The 17,175-nt window shown below is 70.2% G+C and carries 19 protein-coding genes; 9 read left to right on the top strand and 10 right to left on the bottom strand.

Annotated features, from left to right (window positions below):
• Positions 1 to 54: 54 nt before the first annotated feature.
• Positions 55 to 1,245 carry an AI-2E family transporter gene (locus tag F9B98_RS12185; protein WP_150957717.1) on the top strand — a complete coding sequence of 397 codons (1,191 nt, stop codon included), beginning with the start codon at positions 55 to 57 and terminating at the stop codon, positions 1,243 to 1,245.
• Entirely contained in the window at positions 1,242 to 2,471 is a 1,230-nt protein-coding gene (gene ilvA / locus F9B98_RS12180) for a threonine ammonia-lyase (protein WP_150957715.1), read from the top strand. The genes F9B98_RS12185 and ilvA overlap by 4 nt, the downstream gene beginning before the upstream one ends.
• Positions 2,472 to 2,736: 265 nt before the next feature.
• Here the strand turns inward: ilvA and greA are convergent, their stop codons facing one another.
• Both greA and F9B98_RS12170 read right to left on the bottom strand, forming a co-directional pair.
• A complete protein-coding gene (gene greA, locus F9B98_RS12175) occupies positions 2,737 to 3,228 on the bottom strand; it encodes a transcription elongation factor GreA (RefSeq protein WP_056230000.1) in 492 nt (163 codons plus the stop codon).
• Between the two features lie 104 nt (positions 3,229 to 3,332).
• A complete protein-coding gene (locus F9B98_RS12170; protein WP_150957712.1) occupies positions 3,333 to 3,728 on the bottom strand; it encodes a DUF4307 domain-containing protein in 396 nt (131 codons plus the stop codon).
• A 63-nt stretch (positions 3,729 to 3,791) separates the two neighbouring features.
• Here F9B98_RS12170 and F9B98_RS12165 point away from each other — a divergent pair, with 63 nt between their 5' ends.
• Positions 3,792 to 4,067, top strand: coding sequence for a hypothetical protein (locus F9B98_RS12165; protein WP_150957711.1), 276 nt, complete (start codon positions 3,792 to 3,794; stop codon positions 4,065 to 4,067).
• Between the two features lie 105 nt (positions 4,068 to 4,172).
• Here the strand turns inward: F9B98_RS12165 and trhA are convergent, their stop codons facing one another.
• Positions 4,173 to 4,868 carry a PAQR family membrane homeostasis protein TrhA gene (gene trhA, locus F9B98_RS12160; protein ID WP_150957866.1) on the bottom strand — a complete coding sequence of 232 codons (696 nt, stop codon included), beginning with the start codon at positions 4,866 to 4,868 and terminating at the stop codon, positions 4,173 to 4,175.
• A 166-nt stretch (positions 4,869 to 5,034) separates the two neighbouring features.
• On the opposite strand from trhA, the gene F9B98_RS12155 reads away from it, so the two are divergent.
• Positions 5,035 to 5,808, top strand: coding sequence for an isoprenyl transferase (locus F9B98_RS12155; protein ID WP_150957864.1), 774 nt, complete (start codon positions 5,035 to 5,037; stop codon positions 5,806 to 5,808).
• Positions 5,809 to 6,055: 247 nt separating this feature from the next.
• The gene (locus tag F9B98_RS12150; RefSeq protein WP_150957709.1) at positions 6,056 to 7,417 is read left to right on the top strand and encodes a PhoH family protein; all 1,362 of its coding nucleotides are present in this window, start codon (positions 6,056 to 6,058) and stop codon (positions 7,415 to 7,417) included.
• A 297-nt stretch (positions 7,418 to 7,714) separates the two neighbouring features.
• Here the strand turns inward: F9B98_RS12150 and F9B98_RS12145 are convergent, their stop codons facing one another.
• From F9B98_RS12145 to xseA, 7 genes are read right to left on the bottom strand one after another with little or no spacing between them, the layout of a single operon-like run.
• On the bottom strand, positions 7,715 to 8,371 hold the full coding sequence (locus F9B98_RS12145; protein WP_150957707.1) for a response regulator transcription factor: 657 nt from the start codon (positions 8,369 to 8,371) through the stop codon (positions 7,715 to 7,717).
• Positions 8,368 to 9,783 carry a sensor histidine kinase gene (locus F9B98_RS12140; protein ID WP_150957705.1) on the bottom strand — a complete coding sequence of 472 codons (1,416 nt, stop codon included), beginning with the start codon at positions 9,781 to 9,783 and terminating at the stop codon, positions 8,368 to 8,370. Before F9B98_RS12140 ends, F9B98_RS12145 begins: the two co-directional genes overlap by 4 nt.
• 49 nt (positions 9,784 to 9,832) lie before the next feature.
• The gene (locus tag F9B98_RS12135; RefSeq protein ID WP_150957703.1) at positions 9,833 to 11,227 is read right to left on the bottom strand and encodes a class II fumarate hydratase; all 1,395 of its coding nucleotides are present in this window, start codon (positions 11,225 to 11,227) and stop codon (positions 9,833 to 9,835) included.
• 30 nt (positions 11,228 to 11,257) lie between these two features.
• Positions 11,258 to 11,944 carry a carbonic anhydrase gene (locus tag F9B98_RS12130; protein WP_412177039.1) on the bottom strand — a complete coding sequence of 229 codons (687 nt, stop codon included), beginning with the start codon at positions 11,942 to 11,944 and terminating at the stop codon, positions 11,258 to 11,260.
• Positions 11,941 to 12,573, bottom strand: coding sequence for a DUF4245 family protein (locus F9B98_RS12125; protein ID WP_150957701.1), 633 nt, complete (start codon positions 12,571 to 12,573; stop codon positions 11,941 to 11,943). The genes F9B98_RS12130 and F9B98_RS12125 overlap by 4 nt, the downstream gene beginning before the upstream one ends.
• On the bottom strand, positions 12,573 to 12,800 hold the full coding sequence (locus F9B98_RS12120; RefSeq protein ID WP_174799685.1) for an exodeoxyribonuclease VII small subunit: 228 nt from the start codon (positions 12,798 to 12,800) through the stop codon (positions 12,573 to 12,575). The genes F9B98_RS12125 and F9B98_RS12120 overlap by 1 nt, the downstream gene beginning before the upstream one ends.
• Before the next feature lie 10 nt (positions 12,801 to 12,810).
• Positions 12,811 to 14,205: an exodeoxyribonuclease VII large subunit gene (gene xseA / locus F9B98_RS12115; RefSeq protein WP_150957699.1), complete on the bottom strand. Its 1,395-nt coding sequence runs from the start codon at positions 14,203 to 14,205 to the stop codon at positions 12,811 to 12,813.
• A 65-nt stretch (positions 14,206 to 14,270) separates the two neighbouring features.
• Between xseA and F9B98_RS12110 the strand changes: the two genes are divergently transcribed.
• Genes F9B98_RS12110 through F9B98_RS12095 form a run of 4 tightly spaced genes read left to right on the top strand, consistent with a single transcriptional unit; the run spans position 14,271 to position 17,167 of the window.
• Complete coding sequence (locus F9B98_RS12110; RefSeq protein ID WP_191966813.1) at positions 14,271 to 15,332, top strand: 4-hydroxy-3-methylbut-2-enyl diphosphate reductase; 1,062 nt, start codon at positions 14,271 to 14,273, stop codon at positions 15,330 to 15,332.
• Positions 15,329 to 15,913: a DUF6264 family protein gene (locus tag F9B98_RS12105; RefSeq protein WP_191966810.1), complete on the top strand. Its 585-nt coding sequence runs from the start codon at positions 15,329 to 15,331 to the stop codon at positions 15,911 to 15,913. The genes F9B98_RS12110 and F9B98_RS12105 overlap by 4 nt, the downstream gene beginning before the upstream one ends.
• A 10-nt stretch (positions 15,914 to 15,923) precedes the next feature.
• On the top strand, positions 15,924 to 16,472 hold the full coding sequence (locus tag F9B98_RS12100) for a sigma-70 family RNA polymerase sigma factor (RefSeq protein ID WP_150957697.1): 549 nt from the start codon (positions 15,924 to 15,926) through the stop codon (positions 16,470 to 16,472).
• Positions 16,469 to 17,167 (top strand): anti-sigma factor family protein, encoded by a 699-nt coding sequence (locus F9B98_RS12095; RefSeq protein WP_150957695.1) that lies wholly within the window; start codon positions 16,469 to 16,471, stop codon positions 17,165 to 17,167. Before F9B98_RS12100 ends, F9B98_RS12095 begins: the two co-directional genes overlap by 4 nt.
• Positions 17,168 to 17,175 lie beyond the last annotated feature (8 nt).

Here is a 17,175-nt window from a genome sequence, read left to right as displayed (position 1 = left end):
ACCCCCTCCGACATCGCCGCCGGCGCGGACTCGGCGCGGCGGTAGGCTGACGGGATGAGTGGAACCGGTCCCGACGAGCGCGGATCCTTCCTCGACGCCCTCCGACGTCGCACCGTGTCGAGCGACCTGCAGCCCCCGGTCCCGCCGGCCCTGCGCCAGGCGACCGCCTACGCCTGGAGGCTCCTCGTGATCGCCGCGGCCCTCGCGGTCGTGATCTTCGTCGTCATCCAGCTGAAGCTCCTGGTCATCCCGCTCCTGGTCGCCGTCCTCGTGTCCGCGCTGGTCTGGCCGGGGTTCTCGTTCCTGCTGCGACACCGCTGGCCCAAGTGGCTCGCCATCATCGTCACCGTCCTCGGGACGCTCGCGATCATCGCGGGTCTCGTGTGGGTCGCCGTGTGGCAGATCTCGCTCGAGTTCGCCTCGGTCCGCGAACGCACCGAGAGCTCCGTGCGCCAGCTACGCGAATACCTCATCAGCGGCCCCCTGCACCTCAGCGCTCAGCAGATCGACGACAGCCTGAAGCAGGCCGGGACCTTCTTGCAGCAGCAGGGCGAGGTCATCTGGACCGGAGCCCTGACGATCGGCTCGACGATCGGTCACGTCGCGACCGGCGTGCTGCTGACGCTGTTCATCCTGCTGTGCCTGCTCGCCGACGGCGGAGGGATTTGGCGCTGGACGACGCGCCTGTTCCCCCGCGCCGCCCGCCCCGCGGTCGACGGCGCCGGACGCGCCGGCTGGCGGACGATCAAGAGCTACGCCCGCACCCAGCTGCTGGTCGCGACGATCGACGCCATCGGCATCGGTCTCGGCGCGTTCCTGCTCGGTGTGCCCCTGTCGATCCCGATCGGTGTGCTCGTCTTCCTCGGTGCGTTCATCCCGTTCGTCGGCGCGATCGCCACGGGAACCCTCGCGGTATTCATCGCCCTCGTCTACAACGGACCCCTCATCGCGCTGTTCATGCTCATCGTCGTGCTCGGTGTGCAGCAGTTCGAGAGCCATGTCCTGCACCCGATCCTGATGGGTTCGGCGGTCAAGGTGCACCCCCTCGCGGTGGTCCTGGTGGTCGCGGGCGGCGCGATGGTCGGCGGCATCGCGGGGGCGCTGTTCGCGGTGCCCCTCGCCGCTTTCGTGAACGTCGTCGCCGTGTATCTGAGCACGAAAGCGTGGAAGCGCGACGGCGAGGCATTGGCATCCCCGGATCTGATCTGGCGGACCGTCCCGCGTGAGCGCGGAAGGAGATCATGAACGACACTCCCACCCTGGCCGAGTTCGAGGATGCCGCGCAGAACCTGCGCGGCATCATCACGCGGACGCCCCTCGACGAGTCGCTGCACCTCACCGAGCTGCTCGGCGTGCCGGTGAACCTCAAGCTCGAGAACCTGCAGCGCACCGGGTCGTTCAAGATCCGCGGGGCGACCTACCGCCTCTCGCGCCTGACCGCGGAGGAGCGGGCGCGAGGCGTCGTTGCGGCATCTGCCGGCAACCACGCGCAGGGCGTGGCGCTGGCCGCGCAGCAGCTGGGCATCTCGGCCACGATCTTCATGCCCCTGGGCGTGCCGGTGCCGAAGCTCCTCGCCACGCGCGGCTACGGCGCCGAGGTCATCCTCGAGGGGGCGACCGTCGAGACGCCGCTGCGCCTGGCCGCCGAGTTCGCCGAGCGCACGGGAGCCGTACTGATCCATCCCTTCGATCACCGCGACATCGTGGTGGGACAGGGGACGCTGGGTCTCGAGCTCGTCGAGGACATGCCCGACCTCGAGACCGTCATCGTCGGCATCGGCGGGGGAGGGCTCGCGGCCGGCGTCGCCTCCGCCGTCAAGGCCCGCGCCGCCGCCGAGGGCCGCGAGGTACGCATCATCGGCGTGCAGGCCCACAACTCCGCCGCCTACCCCTCGTCGCTCGCCGCGGGATACCCGCTGCAGGTGGAGACCACCCCGACCATCGCCGACGGCATCGCGGTCGCCCGCCCCGGCGACCTGCCGTTCGAGCTCATCCGTCAGTACGTCGACGAGGTCGTGACCGTCACCGAAGACGACATCGCCCGCGCGCTGCTCGTGCTGCTCGAACGTGCCAAGCAGGTCGTCGAGCCCGCGGGAGCGGTGGGCGTGGCGGCGATCCTCGCCGGCAAGGTGAAGGCGAGCGGTCCCACGGTCACCATCCTCTCGGGCGGCAACATCGACCCCCTTCTGCTGCAGCGGGTCGTGGCGCACGGGCTGTCGGCATCCGGTCGCTACATGTCCCTGCGCATTCCGCTGCCCGATCGCCCGGGTCAGCTCGCCCGGGTGTCGGAGCTGCTCGCGGGCGTGGGCGCGAACGTCATCGAGGTGCTGCACACGCGCCACGGGCAGGGCCTGCAGATCAGCGAGGTGATCCTGCAGCTGAGCGTCGAGACGCGCGGCGAGGAGCACCGGGCCCTGGTAATCCAGACCCTCGAGGACGCCGGGTTCATCGCGACGGTCGTTCCGAACTGAGCGCCCTGCGTCGGGTCGGTCGATTACGGTCCTGACGCGGGCGCGCCCAGCGGGCTGTGCGTGCGCCTGGCAGCCGTGCGCCGGAGGGCGCGGTCGATGTCGCACGTCGGCCCGGCTCGGGGCGCATTTCGTCGTTCGGGGCGAGAATCATCCGCCCCAAGCGGCGGAATCCGCCCCAAACCCGCAATGCTCGCGGCAATGTCCGCGGAAACGCCGCGAGCCGCCCACCCGACGACGGGGGAGCGGCTCGCGGGGAGTCAGCGGGTCACTGACCCGAGTAGGTCTCGACCTTCACGACCTCGACCGAGATCTCTTTGCCGTTGGGGGCGGTGTACGAACCCTTGTCGCCCTCTTTCAGGCCCATGATCGCCGCACCGAGGGGCGACGCCTCGCTGTAGACGTCGAGCTCGGAGTTCGCGGCGATCTCGCGGTTGCCGAGCAGGAACTTCTCTTCGCCGCCGGCGACGATCGCCGTGACGACGGTGCCCGACTCGACGACGCCGTGGCTCTCGGGGGCTTCGCCGACCTTGGCATCCTTCAGCAGCTGCTGGAGCGTGCGGATACGCGCCTCCTGCTTGCCCTGCTCGTCCTTCGCGGCGTGGTAGCCGCCGTTCTCCTTGAGGTCGCCCTCTTCGCGCGCGGCCTCGATGCGCTTCGCGATCTCTTCGCGACCGGTGGTCGAGAGGTGCTCGAGCTCGTTGTGGAGGCGGTCGTAGGCGTCTTGCGTGAGGAACGTCACCTGAGCGTCGTTGGACACGGGTACTCCTTCGTCGAGGCGCTGACGGCAATCGGTTCGGCCGTCGGCGGGGGATATGTCGAACGCCCCGGCATCGAGCCGGGGCGCGTCGTGATCCCGCGAGTTTACGGCACCCAGCAGGCGTTGACAAAACCCGTGGTCGCCAGCGACAGCGTCGGAATCGTCTCGGTGAACGCGCGGGTGTGATCGTCGGATGCCGGGTACTCCACGACCCGCCAGCCGACGGTGCCGTGGCCCTCGTCGCGGGCTTCGAGCGCGCAGGCGACCGGCTCTCCGACGGGCGCCGTGATCTGGAAGCTGGTCGACACGAGCTTGTCGGATTCGACCGTGTACCCGGTATCGGTCGCGCTGACGGAGCCAGCGCTGGTCGCATACGTCGTGTAGCCGAGGTAGCCGACAGCGCTCACCGCGAGCACGCCGACGATCGACCAGCCGAGGATGCGCCGCCGCGGCGAACGCGTGCGCCCGTAGCGGTCATCGAGCAGGGCTTGCGTCGTCATGGTCTCCCCGGGCTTTAGGCTGGAGTACCAGGCTACGCGCTTCCGCCCGGACCGAAGGACTCCATGCACTCCGTGATCGTCGCCCTCGCGACCACACCCTCTCCGGCTGTGACCCCCGACGAGTCGATCGTCACGCCCGGACCGCTCGGTTTCGCCGCCATCGCCTTCATCGGGATCGCGGTGTTCCTCCTCGTGTGGGACATGCTGCGCCGCATCCGCCGCGGGCGCTACCGCGAGGAAGTGAACGCGGAACTGGATGCCGAGGAGCAGGCGCGCGCGGCCGAGAACGCCAGCACGACCGACGACCAGGACATCGACCCGGCCGCTCCCCGCAGCTGACCGGTCGCCGGGGGTCCGGCATCCGGGGCTCACTCGCTCGCGCGAGTCGCCAGGTTCTGTCGCTTCCAGTACCTCCGAAGCGACTTTTCGTGGCGACTCACGCGGTCAGGACCCGCCGTGGTAAGCCGGGGTCAGGGCGATCAGCAGGCAGGCCGTCCAATGGCAGAGGAACGCCAGCACCGTGCACACGTGGAAGATCTCGTGGAACCCGAAGTGCCCGGGCCACGGGTTGGGCTTCTTGATCGCGTAGACGATCGCGCCGCCGGTGTACAGCAGTCCGCCGACGACGACCAGCACCATCATCGCGACGTTCGCCGCGAGCAGGTCGCCGAGGTACATCACCGCGGCCCAGCCGAGCGCGAGGTAGAGCGCGACGTAGAGCCAGCGCGGTGCGTTGATCCAGAAGACGCGGAACAGGATGCCGAGAATCGCCCCGCCCCACACGATCGACAGCAGCAGCACGGTCTTCGGCGTGGGGAGGGCCAGCACGGCGAGGGGCGTGTAGGTGCCGGCGATCAGCAGCAGGATGTTCGCGTGGTCGATGCGCTTGAGCACCGCGAGGGTCTTCGGCTTCCAGCGGAAGCGGTGGTAGAGCGCCGAGTTGCCGAACAGCAGCATCGAGGTCGCCATGAACACCGCCGCGGCCCACTTACCGGGGGTGCCCTGTGCGAGAGCGATCAGCACGATGCCCGCGGCGATGGCCACGGGGAAGGTTCCCGCGTGGATCCAACCGCGCCAGGTGGGCTTGAGATCGGGCTGCGCACCCACCGCCCCGGCCTCCAGGAGGGGGAGTTGAGGCATGTCGGGGCCGTCTGCCGGGGTCGAGCTCGTCACTCTCCCGACCCTACGTCGGGCGTCATGCTCCGGGCGGAACATGGGCGCGGCATACACCGTTCCCCCAGCAAGGATCACCCGTTTCCGAGGGGTGGCGCAGCCGTCGACGCGGTAGCGTAGGCGGGTGGCGCGTATGCGGAAGAACGAGGGGCGAGGACCGCTCTACCGTCTTTACATCTCGCGCCTTCGTCGTCGCATGCCGGCGACCGTCCCGCACCACGTCGCCATGATGATCGACGGCAACCGGCGGTGGGCGCGGCAGCTCGGGTTCGACAGCGCCGCCCACGGTCACAGGGCCGGCGCCGCGAAGATGCACGAGTTCCTGCGGTGGTGCGACGATCTCGGGATCGAGGTCGTATCGCTTTACCTGCTCTCGAACGACAACCTCGTCAAGCGCGACAGCCAGGAGCTGCAGGACCTGCTCGAGATCATCGCCGAGCTCGCCGCGGAGCTGTCGCACGAGCCGAACTGGCGCGTGAAGCACGTCGGCCGCGCCGAGGGGTTGCCGACCGAGCTCGCCGAGGTGCTGCACGAGGTCACCGAACGCACGCAAGGGCACAACGGACTGCACGTCAACCTCGCGGTCGGCTACGGCGGGCGGAGCGAGATCGTGGATGCCGTGCGCTCGATCATCGCGAAGCACGATCAGTCCGGCGGGTCTCTCGAAGAGCTCGCCGCGAGCCTCACCCCCGAGCAGATCGGCGAGCACCTCTACACCGGGGGACAAGCAGACCCCGACCTCGTGATCCGCACGTCGGGGGAGCAGCGCCTGAGCGATTTCCTCCTGTGGCAGTCGGCGCACTCGGAGTTCTACTTCGTCGAAGCCCTGGGGCCCGACCTCCGCGAGGTCGACTTCCTGCGCGCGATCCGCGACTTCGCGGCGCGCGATCGCCGGTTCGGGCAGTAGAGCGTCAGGGCGCCCGGCGCCGGGGTCTCGGCATCCGGTGAACCACTTCCCGGCCGCGGGAGGCGCGAACGCGCTGTTCACGAACTCGTCATATTCGCGGCGTGTTAACGACCCTCGGGGGTGTCGGCGGGCCGTACGGTGATGACATCGGACATGGAGTCCGGTCGAGTCGACCTTCGGATCGCGACTCGTGACCCCCAGGTCGACTCGTGACAACCGGGTGTTCCACCCGGGTCGGGAGTGGGTTGTGACTGCACGAGCACCGTACGACCAGCGTCACGTCGTCGAGAGCACCGAGTCCGAAGCCGGAGCCGATCAGGCCCTGCGCACATACGTCCTGGACACCTCCGTCCTGCTGAGCGATCCGCGGGCCTTCTTCCGCTTCGCGGAGAACTCCGTGGTGATCCCCGTCGTGGTGATCACCGAGCTGGAGGGGAAACGTCACGACCCCGAGATCGGGTATTTCGCCCGTCAGGCCCTGCGGCACCTCGACGAACTCCGCGTCGAGTTCGGCCGGCTCGACTTCCCCGTCCCCGTCGGCGCCGACGGGACGCTGCGGGTGGAGCTGAACAACACCGACCAGCAGGTGCTGCCCTCGGGCATGCGCACCGGCGGCAACGACAGCCGCATCCTCGCCGTCGCGATGAACCTCGCGCAGGACGGGGCCGAGGTCACCGTCGTGTCGAAAGACCTGCCGATGCGCGTGAAGGCGGCATCCCTCGGTCTGAGCACGGAGGAGTACCTCGCCGAGCAAGCCATGGACTCCGGGTGGACAGGGATCGCCACGATCGACCTCTCGGGCGACGAGATGTCCGACCTGTACGAGACCGAGGTCGGCGTCAGCGACACCGTGAAGGGACTGCCCGTCAACACCGGGCTCGTGATCCACTCCGAACGGGGTTCGGCGCTCGGCCGCGTGACCGGAAAGGGGGAGTACCGCCTCGTGCGCGGTGACCGCGACGCGTTCGGTCTGCACGGTCGTTCCGCCGAGCAGCGCATCGCCCTCGACCTGCTTCTCGACCCCGAGGTGGGCATCGTCTCCCTCGGCGGCCGGGCGGGCACCGGCAAGTCGGCCCTCGCCCTGTGCGCGGCGCTCGAAGCGGTGCTCGAGCGTCAGCAGCAGAAGAAGATCATCGTCTTCCGCCCCCTGTTCGCCGTCGGTGGTCAGGAGCTCGGCTATCTTCCCGGCGACCAGGCCGAGAAGATGGGCCCCTGGGGGCAGGCGGTCTTCGACACCCTGGGCTCGGTCGTCTCCGGCAACGTGCTCGAGGAGGTGCTCGCGCGCGGTCTGCTCGAGGTGCTGCCGCTCACGCACATCCGCGGCCGCTCGCTGCACGACGCCTTCGTGATCGTCGACGAGGCCCAGTCGCTCGAGCGGAACGTGCTGCTGACGGTGCTCAGCCGGATCGGCCAGAACTCGCGCGTGGTCCTCACGCACGACGTCGGCCAGCGCGACAACCTGCGCGTCGGCCGTCACGACGGAGTCGCCTCGGTGATCGAGACGCTGAAGGGACACGGCCTCTTCGGTCACGTGACCCTCACGCGGTCGGAGCGTTCGGCGATCGCCGCGCTGGTGACCGAGCTGCTGGAGGCCGGCGAGCTGTCGTAGGGGTTCACCGGAAGGGGCCGGGATGCCATGGCATCCCGGCCCTTTCTCGCCACCGCCGGGAGGCCTGAGCGTTAAATGAGAGTCTTCTCATTTTCGGCTCCCCGCGTTCTCACAAAGGCCCGCCAGAGTAGAGGCATCGACGAGGGAGACCTCGTCACCCGCCTCGGCGGTTCCCCCAGGAAAAACACGAGTACGCACATGTGCAGGTCACCGCTCTTCGGGTGAGTCGGAAGACCACCGTGGGCGTCTCCCCAAACCCCCGGTTCCCCCACCGGGGGTTTTCGGGTTGCCGGTGCTCTACTCCCAGCGGTAGCCCGCGCCGCGCACGGTGACGATGTGGGCTTGTCCGACTTTGGCGCGGAGGTAGCGCACGTAGACGTCGACGACGTTCGACGACGGGTCGAAGTCCATGCCCCAGACTCGGCTGAGCAGTTGCTCCCGGCTGAGCACCTGCCCCGCGTGCCGGATGAACTCCTCGGCCAGCGCGAACTCGCGCGCGCTGAGGTCGATCTCGCGGCTGCCGACCGTCGCGCGACGGGCGAGGACATCGAGCGAGACGTCGCCGTGGGCGATCGTCATCGGCCCGGTCGAGACGGGCTCGCGCATGCGCGAGCGCACCCGCGCGAGCAGTTCGTCGAACTTGAAGGGCTTCGCGACGTAGTCGCTCGCCCCCGCGTCGAGACCGTCGACGGTGTCGCGCGTGCTGGTGCGCGCCGTGAGCATGATGACGGGGATCGACGAACCCTGGCCGCGGATGCTCCGCAGCACCTCGAAGCCGTCGAGAGAGGGCAGCCCGACGTCGAGCAGCACGAGGTCGACGTCTCCCGAGAGCGCGGTGTCGAGCGCCTCGGCCCCGTCGGAGACGATGAGGGTCTGATAGCCGGCGGACTCCAGCCCCTTCGCGACGAACGCCGAGATGCGCTCCTCGTCTTCGGCGATGAGGATGCGTGTCATCCGGTGGCCTCTCTCTGCATGACGACGTCACCGGCGCGCACGGGCGTCGGAAGCTCTGCGGGGGACTGCGCCCCGGTCACGGGGATGTGCAGGGCGACCGTCGCGCCACCGCCGGGGGTGTCGCCGACGGTGCAGTATCCGTCGTGCGCCTTGGCGATGGCATCCACGATCGACAGGCCGAGACCCGAGCCGTCGACGCCGCGCCCGGTCGAGAGGCGGTCGAAGCGGCGGAAGACGCGGTGGCGCGCGGCCGGGGGGATGCCCGGACCGTGATCGCGCACCCACAGATGAGCGGTCGTGTCGTCGGCGGTGCTGCCGATCTCGATCGAGGTGCCGTCGGGGGTGTACTTCGCGGCGTTGTCGGCCAGTTGCAGCCACGCCTGGACGAGACGGTCGGCATCTCCGTGGATGCGGACGCGAGCGCGCTGCTCGACGCTCCACGCGTGCCCCGGAATCGCCCCGGCCAGCTCGGCGACACGGTCGGTGAGCGCGCCCACGTCGATGACCGCGGCGGACAGGGAGCCGGTCTCGACGTCGGCCAGCGCGTCGATGTCGTCGACGAGACGGGCGAGTCGGTCGAGCTCGGCGATGCCGAGTTCCCGCGTCTCGCTCACGTCGTGGGGGTCGGCGGGGTCCATCATCTCGAGGTGCCCGCGGACGATCGTGATGGGGGTCTTGAGCTCGTGGCGGACGTCGTCGAGCAGCTGCCGCTGCGCGTCGACCGACATCGCCAGGCGGTCGAGCATGGAGTTGACCGAGGTCGTCAGGTCGGAGATCTCATCGTTCCCGTGCGCCCGCAGCCGCGTGCCCAGGTCGTCGATCGTGATGGCGTCGGTGGTGTCGCGCAGACGCCGGAGGGGGGAGAACAGCCGGCCCGTGACGAACCACCCGGCGACACCGACCAGCAGCAGCACCCCGAGAGCCGAGACCCCGTAGGTGATCGTCGAGAGGGTCACCAGCTCCATGCGCTGGTCGATCGAGATGACCTGCACGGCGACCCCGTCGCGCGTGTCGACCGCCGCGAACAACAGGGGTCCGTGGGTGCTGTCGACGCGTCCGCGGTCGTCGCCCCGGCTGATCGCATCGGCGAGAGATGCCACGAGACCGGCGTCGTCGGCGATGGCGAGCCCCGGCGGCGACGGCGTCGTCGCGAGCACCCGGGCACCGTCGAGCGCCACCGTGCCGTCGGTGCGACCCGGGACGGCCGCGGCGACGAGGGACGCGGCATCCTGACTGCTCGTCGACAGGGTCGACACGAATCCGTCGAGCTGGCGCTCGGCGTTGGTCACGACACGCTCGCTCTGCACGAGGAAGGTGACGCCGCCGGCGATGATCATTCCGAGCAGCACGACGCCGAGGATCGCGCCGAGGAAACGCACGCGCGTCGAGACAGGTCTCGTCGCGCGGCTCATCCTCTGATTATGGCGCGCCTCGGCGTCGTGGATGTGCGGACTGGCGGGCTCAGCCCGGGTGGGTCATCGACAGCAGGTCGAGCTTGGCGTCGAGCACCTCTTCGGTGATCTCGCCGCGCTCGACGTAGCCGAGGTCGACGACGGCCTCGCGCACCGTGATGCCCTTGGCGACCGAGTGCTTCGCGATCTTCGCGGCGGCCTCGTAGCCGATGACCTTGTTGAGCGGGGTGACGATCGAGGGCGACATGCCGGCGAACGCCTCGGCGCGCGCGACATTGGCCTCGAGCCCGTCGATGGTCTTATCGGCCAACACGCGCATGGCGTTGGAGAGCAGGCGGATCGACTCGAGCAGTGCCGTGCCCATGACGGGGATCGCGACGTTCAGCTCGAACGAACCCGAGGCGCCGGCCCACGCGACGGTGGCGTCGTTGCCGATGACCCGCGCGCACACCATGAGGGTGGCCTCGGGGACGACCGGGTTGACCTTGCCCGGCATGATCGAGGAGCCCGGCTGCAGGTCGGGAATGTGCAGCTCACCGAGACCGGTGTTGGGGCCCGAGCCCATCCAGCGGATGTCGTTGTTGATCTTGGTGAGCGACACCGCGATGGTGCGAAGGGCGCCCGACGCCTCGACGAGACCGTCGCGGTTGGCCTGGGCCTCGAAGTGGTCCTTCGCCTCGGTGATGGGCAGCTGGGTCTCGGCCGCGAGCAGCTCGATGACCTTCTGCGGGAAGCCGAGGGGAGTGTTGATGCCGGTGCCCACGGCGGTGCCGCCGAGGGGGACCTCTCCGACGCGGGGGAGGACGGCTTCGACGCGCTCGATGCCGAGGCGCATCTGGCGGGCGTAGCCGCCGAACTCCTGGCCGAGGGTGACGGGGGTGGCGTCCATGAGGTGGGTGCGACCCGACTTCACGATGCCCTTCCAGGCGTCGGCCTTCGTCTCGAGGGCGGTCGCGAGGTGCTGGAGCGCCGGGATCAGGTCGGCGATGAGCGCCTGGGTGACGGCGATGTGCACCGAGGTGGGGAAGACGTCGTTCGAGGACTGCGAGGCGTTGACGTGGTCGTTGGGGTGGACCGTGTCGCCGAGGATGCGCGTGGCGAGGGTCGCGAGCACCTCGTTCATGTTCATGTTCGAGGAGGTGCCGCTACCGGTCTGATACGTGTCGACCGGGAAGTGCGCGTCGTGCGCGCCGGTGACGACCTCGTCGGCGGCCTGGGCGATGGCATCCGCGATCTTCGCGTCGAGGGTGCCGAGCTCTTTGTTGGCGAGGGCGGCGGCCTTCTTGATGCGCGCGAGAGCGGCGATCTGGGTCGACTCGAGGCCCGAGCCCGAGATGGGGAAGTTCTCGACGGCGCGCTGCGTCTGCGCGGCGTAGAGGGCGTCCTTGGGGACCAGCACCTCACCCATGGTGTCGTGTTCGATGCGGTACTCGATGTCGGTCACGTCGTCGTTCCTCCAGGTCGTTCGTTCGGTTCAGATGCGGGCGTCGTGGGCGCGCGGCTCGTCGAGGCGGGGGTCGTCGACGTCGCCCACGATGACGACGGGGAAGGCTTCCCCCTCATCGAGGCGGTAGTTGGCGCCGACGACGGCCGTGCGGCCCTCGGCCACCGCCTCGCTGATGAGTTCCGAGGCGCGCAGCAGCTCGCCCACCGTGTGGCGCAGGTGCTCGCGGCCCACCAGCTCGGGGTCGACGGCGTCGGGGAGGTGCCCGTCGACGGCGGAGGCGCGCTGCACGCGACGCACGGCCGGCACGATCGGGGCGATCTGGCGCCAGATGTAGGCGGGCAGGGTGGGGGCGTCGACCCCCGTGCTCTCGATCGCGGCTCCCACAGCCCCGCAGGCGTCGTGCGCGAGCACCACGATGAGCGGCACCTCCAGCACGCCCACGGCGTACTCGAGGCTTCCGATGACCGAGTCGGAGATGACCTGGCCGGCGTTGCGCACGACGAAGAGGTCGCCGAGGCCCTCGTCGAAGATGATCTCGGCGGCGAGGCGCGAGTCGGAGCACCCGAACAGCGCCGCGGTCGGGTGCTGCGAGCTGGCGAGCTCGGTGCGACGCTCGACGTCTTGACGCGGGTGGGCGGGGGCGCCCGAGACGAAACGTTCGTTGCCCTCCACCATCTGCTGCCACACCTGACGGGGGGTCATGCGCTCGCTCACGGGACCTCTCTCAACTGTTCGATCTGTGCGGTGACGGACGCGGCCGCGAGGGCCGCCGTCTCGGGGGCGGCATCGCCGTAGACGAGGACGTAGTCGGGCCCGGCGGGCGTCGCCAGGGCGTAGTCGATGTTGCCCGTGCCCGAGGGGTTCGACGGGCGGTACACGTCCCACGTGATGCCGTCGATGACCGTGGTCTCGGTGCTGCGGGTGCCGTCGAGCACCTGGCCGACCCAGGTCTCGTCGGCGTCGAGCCCCTGCGCGACACGGAGGAACCCGCTCTCGCCCGAGCGCACGTAGACCATGGTCCACGCCTCGGTGCCGCCGACGCCCTCGGTGCTCGCCTGGTTGACGAGCCAGCCCTCGCCCAGCGACGGGGAGAGCACGGGGCGGCCGAGGTCGCGCTGCATGTCGGCCGCGAGGGCCGGGACGTCGATCTCGGGGCGGGGAGCCGGCTCGCCGCGGGGCACGGCGGCGACCACGACGAGAACGACGGCGACCGTCACGAGCAGCGCCGCGATGAGGTTGCGGAAGGTCTTGCTCGAGCGGTATCGCCGGGAGGATTCCGCCTTGCGGTCGGCCGTCTCCTGCGGGGTCTCGGGGCGGCCGAGATGGGCGACGACGCGAGCCATCAGTCGTCACCCTCGCCGCGGGCGGCGTCGAGGCGACGTTTCGCGCCGAGCAACCACTCCTCGCACCGGGCGTACAGCTTCTCGCCGCGCTCCCACAGTGCCAACGACTCTTCGAGGGTCGGAGCGCCCTGCTCGAGCTCGGCGACCACGCGCACGAGTTCGTCCCGGGCCTGCTCGAACGACAGGGTCGCGACGTCGACGGCGGGGCCCGGGGTCGTCGCGGTCATGGCATCCATTCTAGGCGCGACCCGCCGACACACCGTCGCCGGTTGCCTCGTCGTCGAGGGGACGGTCGACGGATGCCGCGGAGCCGGTGTGGCCCGCGGCCGGGCGGCCGGTGGTCGCGGCCCCGTGGGGAACGGCGTCGGGGATGCCGCCCTCCGAGCGGGCGGCCACCGTGCCCTCTTCGACCGTCAGTCGCAAGAGCGAGCCGGCGGGAGCCTCGGCGGCGTCGCGCAGCACCGAGCCGTCGGGGAGCTGGGCGATGGCGTAGCCGCGCGCGAGGGTCGCGAGGGGAGAGAGCGCGCGCAGGCTCGCGCCGAGCTCGCTGGTGCGCCGCCGCTCGCCCTCGATGCGGCGGTCGACGATGTCGCGCCCGCGGTTCGAGAGCATCCACAGCTCCTGGGCCCGTGAGGTGAGCATCGAGTGCGGGGTGCGCAGCGCCGGGCGCGAGCGGATCTGCTCGAGCTGGGCGATGTCGTGCAGCACGCGCTGGGTCAGCCGCCCGGTCAGGCGCGCGCGCAGCTGCGACACCAGAGCACGCTGCTCGCTGACGTCGGGCACCACGCGCTTGGCGGCGTCGGTGGGGGTCGAGGCCCGGACGTCCGCGACGTCGTCGAGGAGCGGGCGGTCGTTCTCGTGCCCGATGGCGCTGACGATCGGAGTGGATGCCGCGGCCACCGCCCGCAGCAGACGCTCGTCGCTGAAGCCGAGCAGCGTCTGTGGATCCCCACCGCCGCGGGCGATCACGATCACGTCGACCTCGGGGTCGGCATCCAGGATCTTCAGGGCCGCGAGGGTCTCGGGAACGCACCGATCGCCCTGCACCGCCGCGTGCTGGGTGCGGAAGCGCACGCGCGGCCAGCGCAACTCGGCGTTGCGGTGGACGTCTTTCTCGGCGTCGGAGTTCTCACCCGTGATGAGGCCGATGCAGTGGGGGAGGAAGGGCAGCTTCTTCTTGCGCACGGGGTCGAAGAGCCCCTCGGAGCGCAGCTGCACGCGCAAACGCTCGAGGCGCTCGAGCTGCTCGCCGAGCCCGACGTGGCGCATCGCGGAGATCGCGAACGAGAAGTCGCCGGTGCGCGGGAAGTAGTCGGCCTTGACGCAGGCGACGACGTGGTCGCCGACCTTGAGGTCTTTCGGCAGGCGGTTGAGCGTGCTCGACCAGATGCGGAAGGCGACCGTCGACTCGGTTCCGAGGTCTTTGAGGCGACCGAAGACGTTGCCGCCGCGGCGGTTGAACGAGGTGATCTCGCCCTCGACCCAGACCGATCCCCAGCGCTCGATGAACCCGCGGATGGTGTCGTTCAGGCGCGAGACCGAGGTGGGGGCGTCGGTGCGCGAATCGCGGGGGTGCACGCTGTCGGCGGGCGGGGCCTGGCCCGCGATCGTCTCGGGCTGGAACGAGGTCATGGTCTCCGAAGGGTCGAGGTGGGCGGTTCGGCCGGTGTCCAGGGGCGTCCCGGTAGAATCGAGGGGTGAGCTCACCTGCCGTCCACCTGCCCGTTCCCCGTATCCCGGGTCGACGCGGGCGGCTCCAGGATATCCCCGTGAAGGGCCAGAAGAAGGTCCTGCTGGCCGCGCCCCGCGGCTACTGCGCCGGCGTCGACCGCGCGGTCATCGCCGTGGAGAAGGCCCTCGAGCGCTACGGTGCCCCGGTCTACGTGCGCAAGCAGATCGTGCACAACATCCACGTCGTGACCGAGCTCGAGAAGAAGGGCGCGGTCTTCGTCGAGGAGGTCGACGAGGTTCCCGCGGGCGCCCACGTCGTCTTCAGCGCGCACGGTGTGTCGCCGGCCGTCGTGTCGGCGGCATCCGATCGCGGTCTGCAGGCGATCGATGCGACCTGCCCGCTCGTGACGAAGGTGCACCGCGAGGCCGTGCGCTTCGCGCGCGACGACTTCGAGATCCTGCTGATCGGCCACGAGGGTCATGAAGAGGTCGAGGGCACCGCCGGCGAGGCTCCCGAGCACGTGACCGTCGTCAACTCGCCCGACCACGCCGACACCATCGAGGTGCGCGACCCGTCGAAGGTCGTGTGGCTGTCGCAGACCACGCTCTCGGTCGACGAGACGATGGAGACCGTGCGACGCCTGCGCGAGCGGTTCCCCCAGCTGCAGGACCCGCCCTCCGACGACATCTGCTACGCCACTCAGAACCGCCAGGTCGCGATCAAGAAGGTCGCCGTCGGCGCCGATCTCGTGATCGTGGTCGGTTCGGCGAACAGCTCCAACAGCGTGCGCCTGGTCGAGGTCGCCCTCGAGCACGGCGCGAAGGCCGCCTACCGGGTCGACTACGTCGACGAGGTCAAGCAGGAGTGGCTCGAGGGCGTCGAGACCGTCGGCGTCACCAGCGGCGCGTCGGTGCCCGAGGTTCTCGTGACCGAGGTGCTCGACGAGCTCGCCGGCGCCGGCTACCGCGACATCGAAGAGGTGCGCACCGCCGAGGAAGACCTCATCTTCTCACTCCCCAAAGAGCTGCGACAGGATGCCAGCGGCAAGCGCGACGAGCGCGCGCTGGGCGGCCGGGGTCGCGCGTGAGCGACGTCGAGCCGCGGACTCCCGCCGACGAGGCGCGTCCGCGTCCGCAGTACGGCGAATACGCCACCCCCGAGGAGCAGCGCGCGCGCATCCAGCGGCCCGAGGTGACCGAGGCCCTCGAGGCCGGGGTCGCCCCGCAGCCCGAGCCCGTCGCCCCGCAGCGCGCCGCCGCGACGTCGGCGCCCATGCCCGTCCCCGCCACGCGCGGGGGCCGGATCGACCGGATCGTGACGTTCGGTCTGCTCATCTACGGTCTGTTCTCGGTCGTCACGACGATCGTGCAGCTGCTGAACTTCCCCGAGTACGCGAACAACTTCGCCCGGGTGTTCCGCGTCGACGCGACGTTCACGAACCTCACCGCCGGGTATCTGTGGGGAGCGGCCGCCGCCGCGGTCACCGGGATCGGATGGCTGCTGACGGCCATGTTCACCTGGCGGTCGATGAAGCGCGGGCGCATCTCGTTCTGGATCCCCATCGTCGGCGCGCTGATCAGCACGATCATCGCCGCCGTGCTGTCCCTGATCGGCATGGCGAGCGACCCGCAGTTCCTGTCGGCCGTCATGGGCAGCGTCTCGAACTGAACCGATCGGCATGGCATCCCGTGTCCCTAGAAGAAAAGGGAGAGGGGATGCCGCGGTGCGAGACGATCACGCGCAGCTGACCGCGCTGTACGACACGCACGCGATCCCCGTGTGGCGGTACGTCGTGAGCCTCACCGGCGATCACGCCGGGGCCGACGACGTCGTGCAGGAGACGCTGCTGCGCGCCTGGCGGACGCCGCGCGTCATGAGCGACGATCCGGCGACGCTGCGCTCGTGGATGTACACCGTGGCCCGCAACCTCGTCATCGACGAGGCGCGCAGCGCCCGGCGGCGGCACGAGCACCCCGTGGACGAACTGCCCGAGGTCGTCCGCGACGACGACACCGACGCCATGTTCGACGCCCTCCTCGTGGAGGAGGCCCTCGCGACCCTCACCCCGGATCACCGCGCCGTGATCGTCAGCGCCTACTACGGCGGGCGCAGCGTCGCGCAGGCGGCCGAGGAGCTCGGCATCCCGGCCGGAACCGTCAAATCGAGACTGCATTACGCCGTGCGGGCACTGCGGCTCGCGCTGCAGGAAAGGGGGGTGACCCGATGAACGACGACCACGACCGCCTGTCGATGTCGGACGGCGCCTACGTGCTCGGGGCGCTCGGCGCCTCGGACCGCGCCGAGTTCGAGGCCCACCTGGCGGAATGCGCCGACTGCCGCGCGTCCGTCGCCGAGCTCGCTCCCACCGCGGGGCTGCTGTCGCGTCTCTCGCCCGAACGGGCGCGCGCGTTGAGCGCCACGACCGGGCCGATCCCCCTCGCCTCACCCGACCCCGCCCTGCGCGGCCGCGTCGTCGAGGTCGCCCGTCGACGTCGGAAGCGCCGTGTCGCGGTGTGGACGCTCGCGGCATCCCTCGCTCTTGTCGCCGTCGCGGTGCCGAGCGTGCTCGCCGTCACCAGCGCCGTGCAGCAGTCGTCGGGGACGGTCTACGCGCTCGACGACGTCGCCGGGGCGCCGCTGGAAGCGTCGGTGAAGCTCACGTCCGCGCCCTGGGGTACCCGCATCGACCTCGTGTGCCAGTACACCGGGAAGGTGCTCGACGCCCCTCCCGGCGGCTGGCCCTACGCCCTCGCGATCACCGACGACTCGGGTGCGACGAGCGTGCTGTCGACGTGGCGGGCCGACCCCGGCTCGACCACCGAGCTGAGCGCCGGCACCGACCTCGCCGCCGCCGACATCGGGGCGGTCGAGATCCGCACGCTCGACGGCGACACGGTCGTGATGCGGCGGGTGTTCGGCTGACTCTCGTG

This window comes from Microbacterium testaceum StLB037 (assembly GCF_008763945.1).
In the GTDB taxonomy this organism is placed as follows: Bacteria; Actinomycetota; Actinomycetes; order Actinomycetales; family Microbacteriaceae; genus Microbacterium; species Microbacterium testaceum_G.
This window is presented reverse-complemented; position numbering and strand designations above follow the sequence as displayed.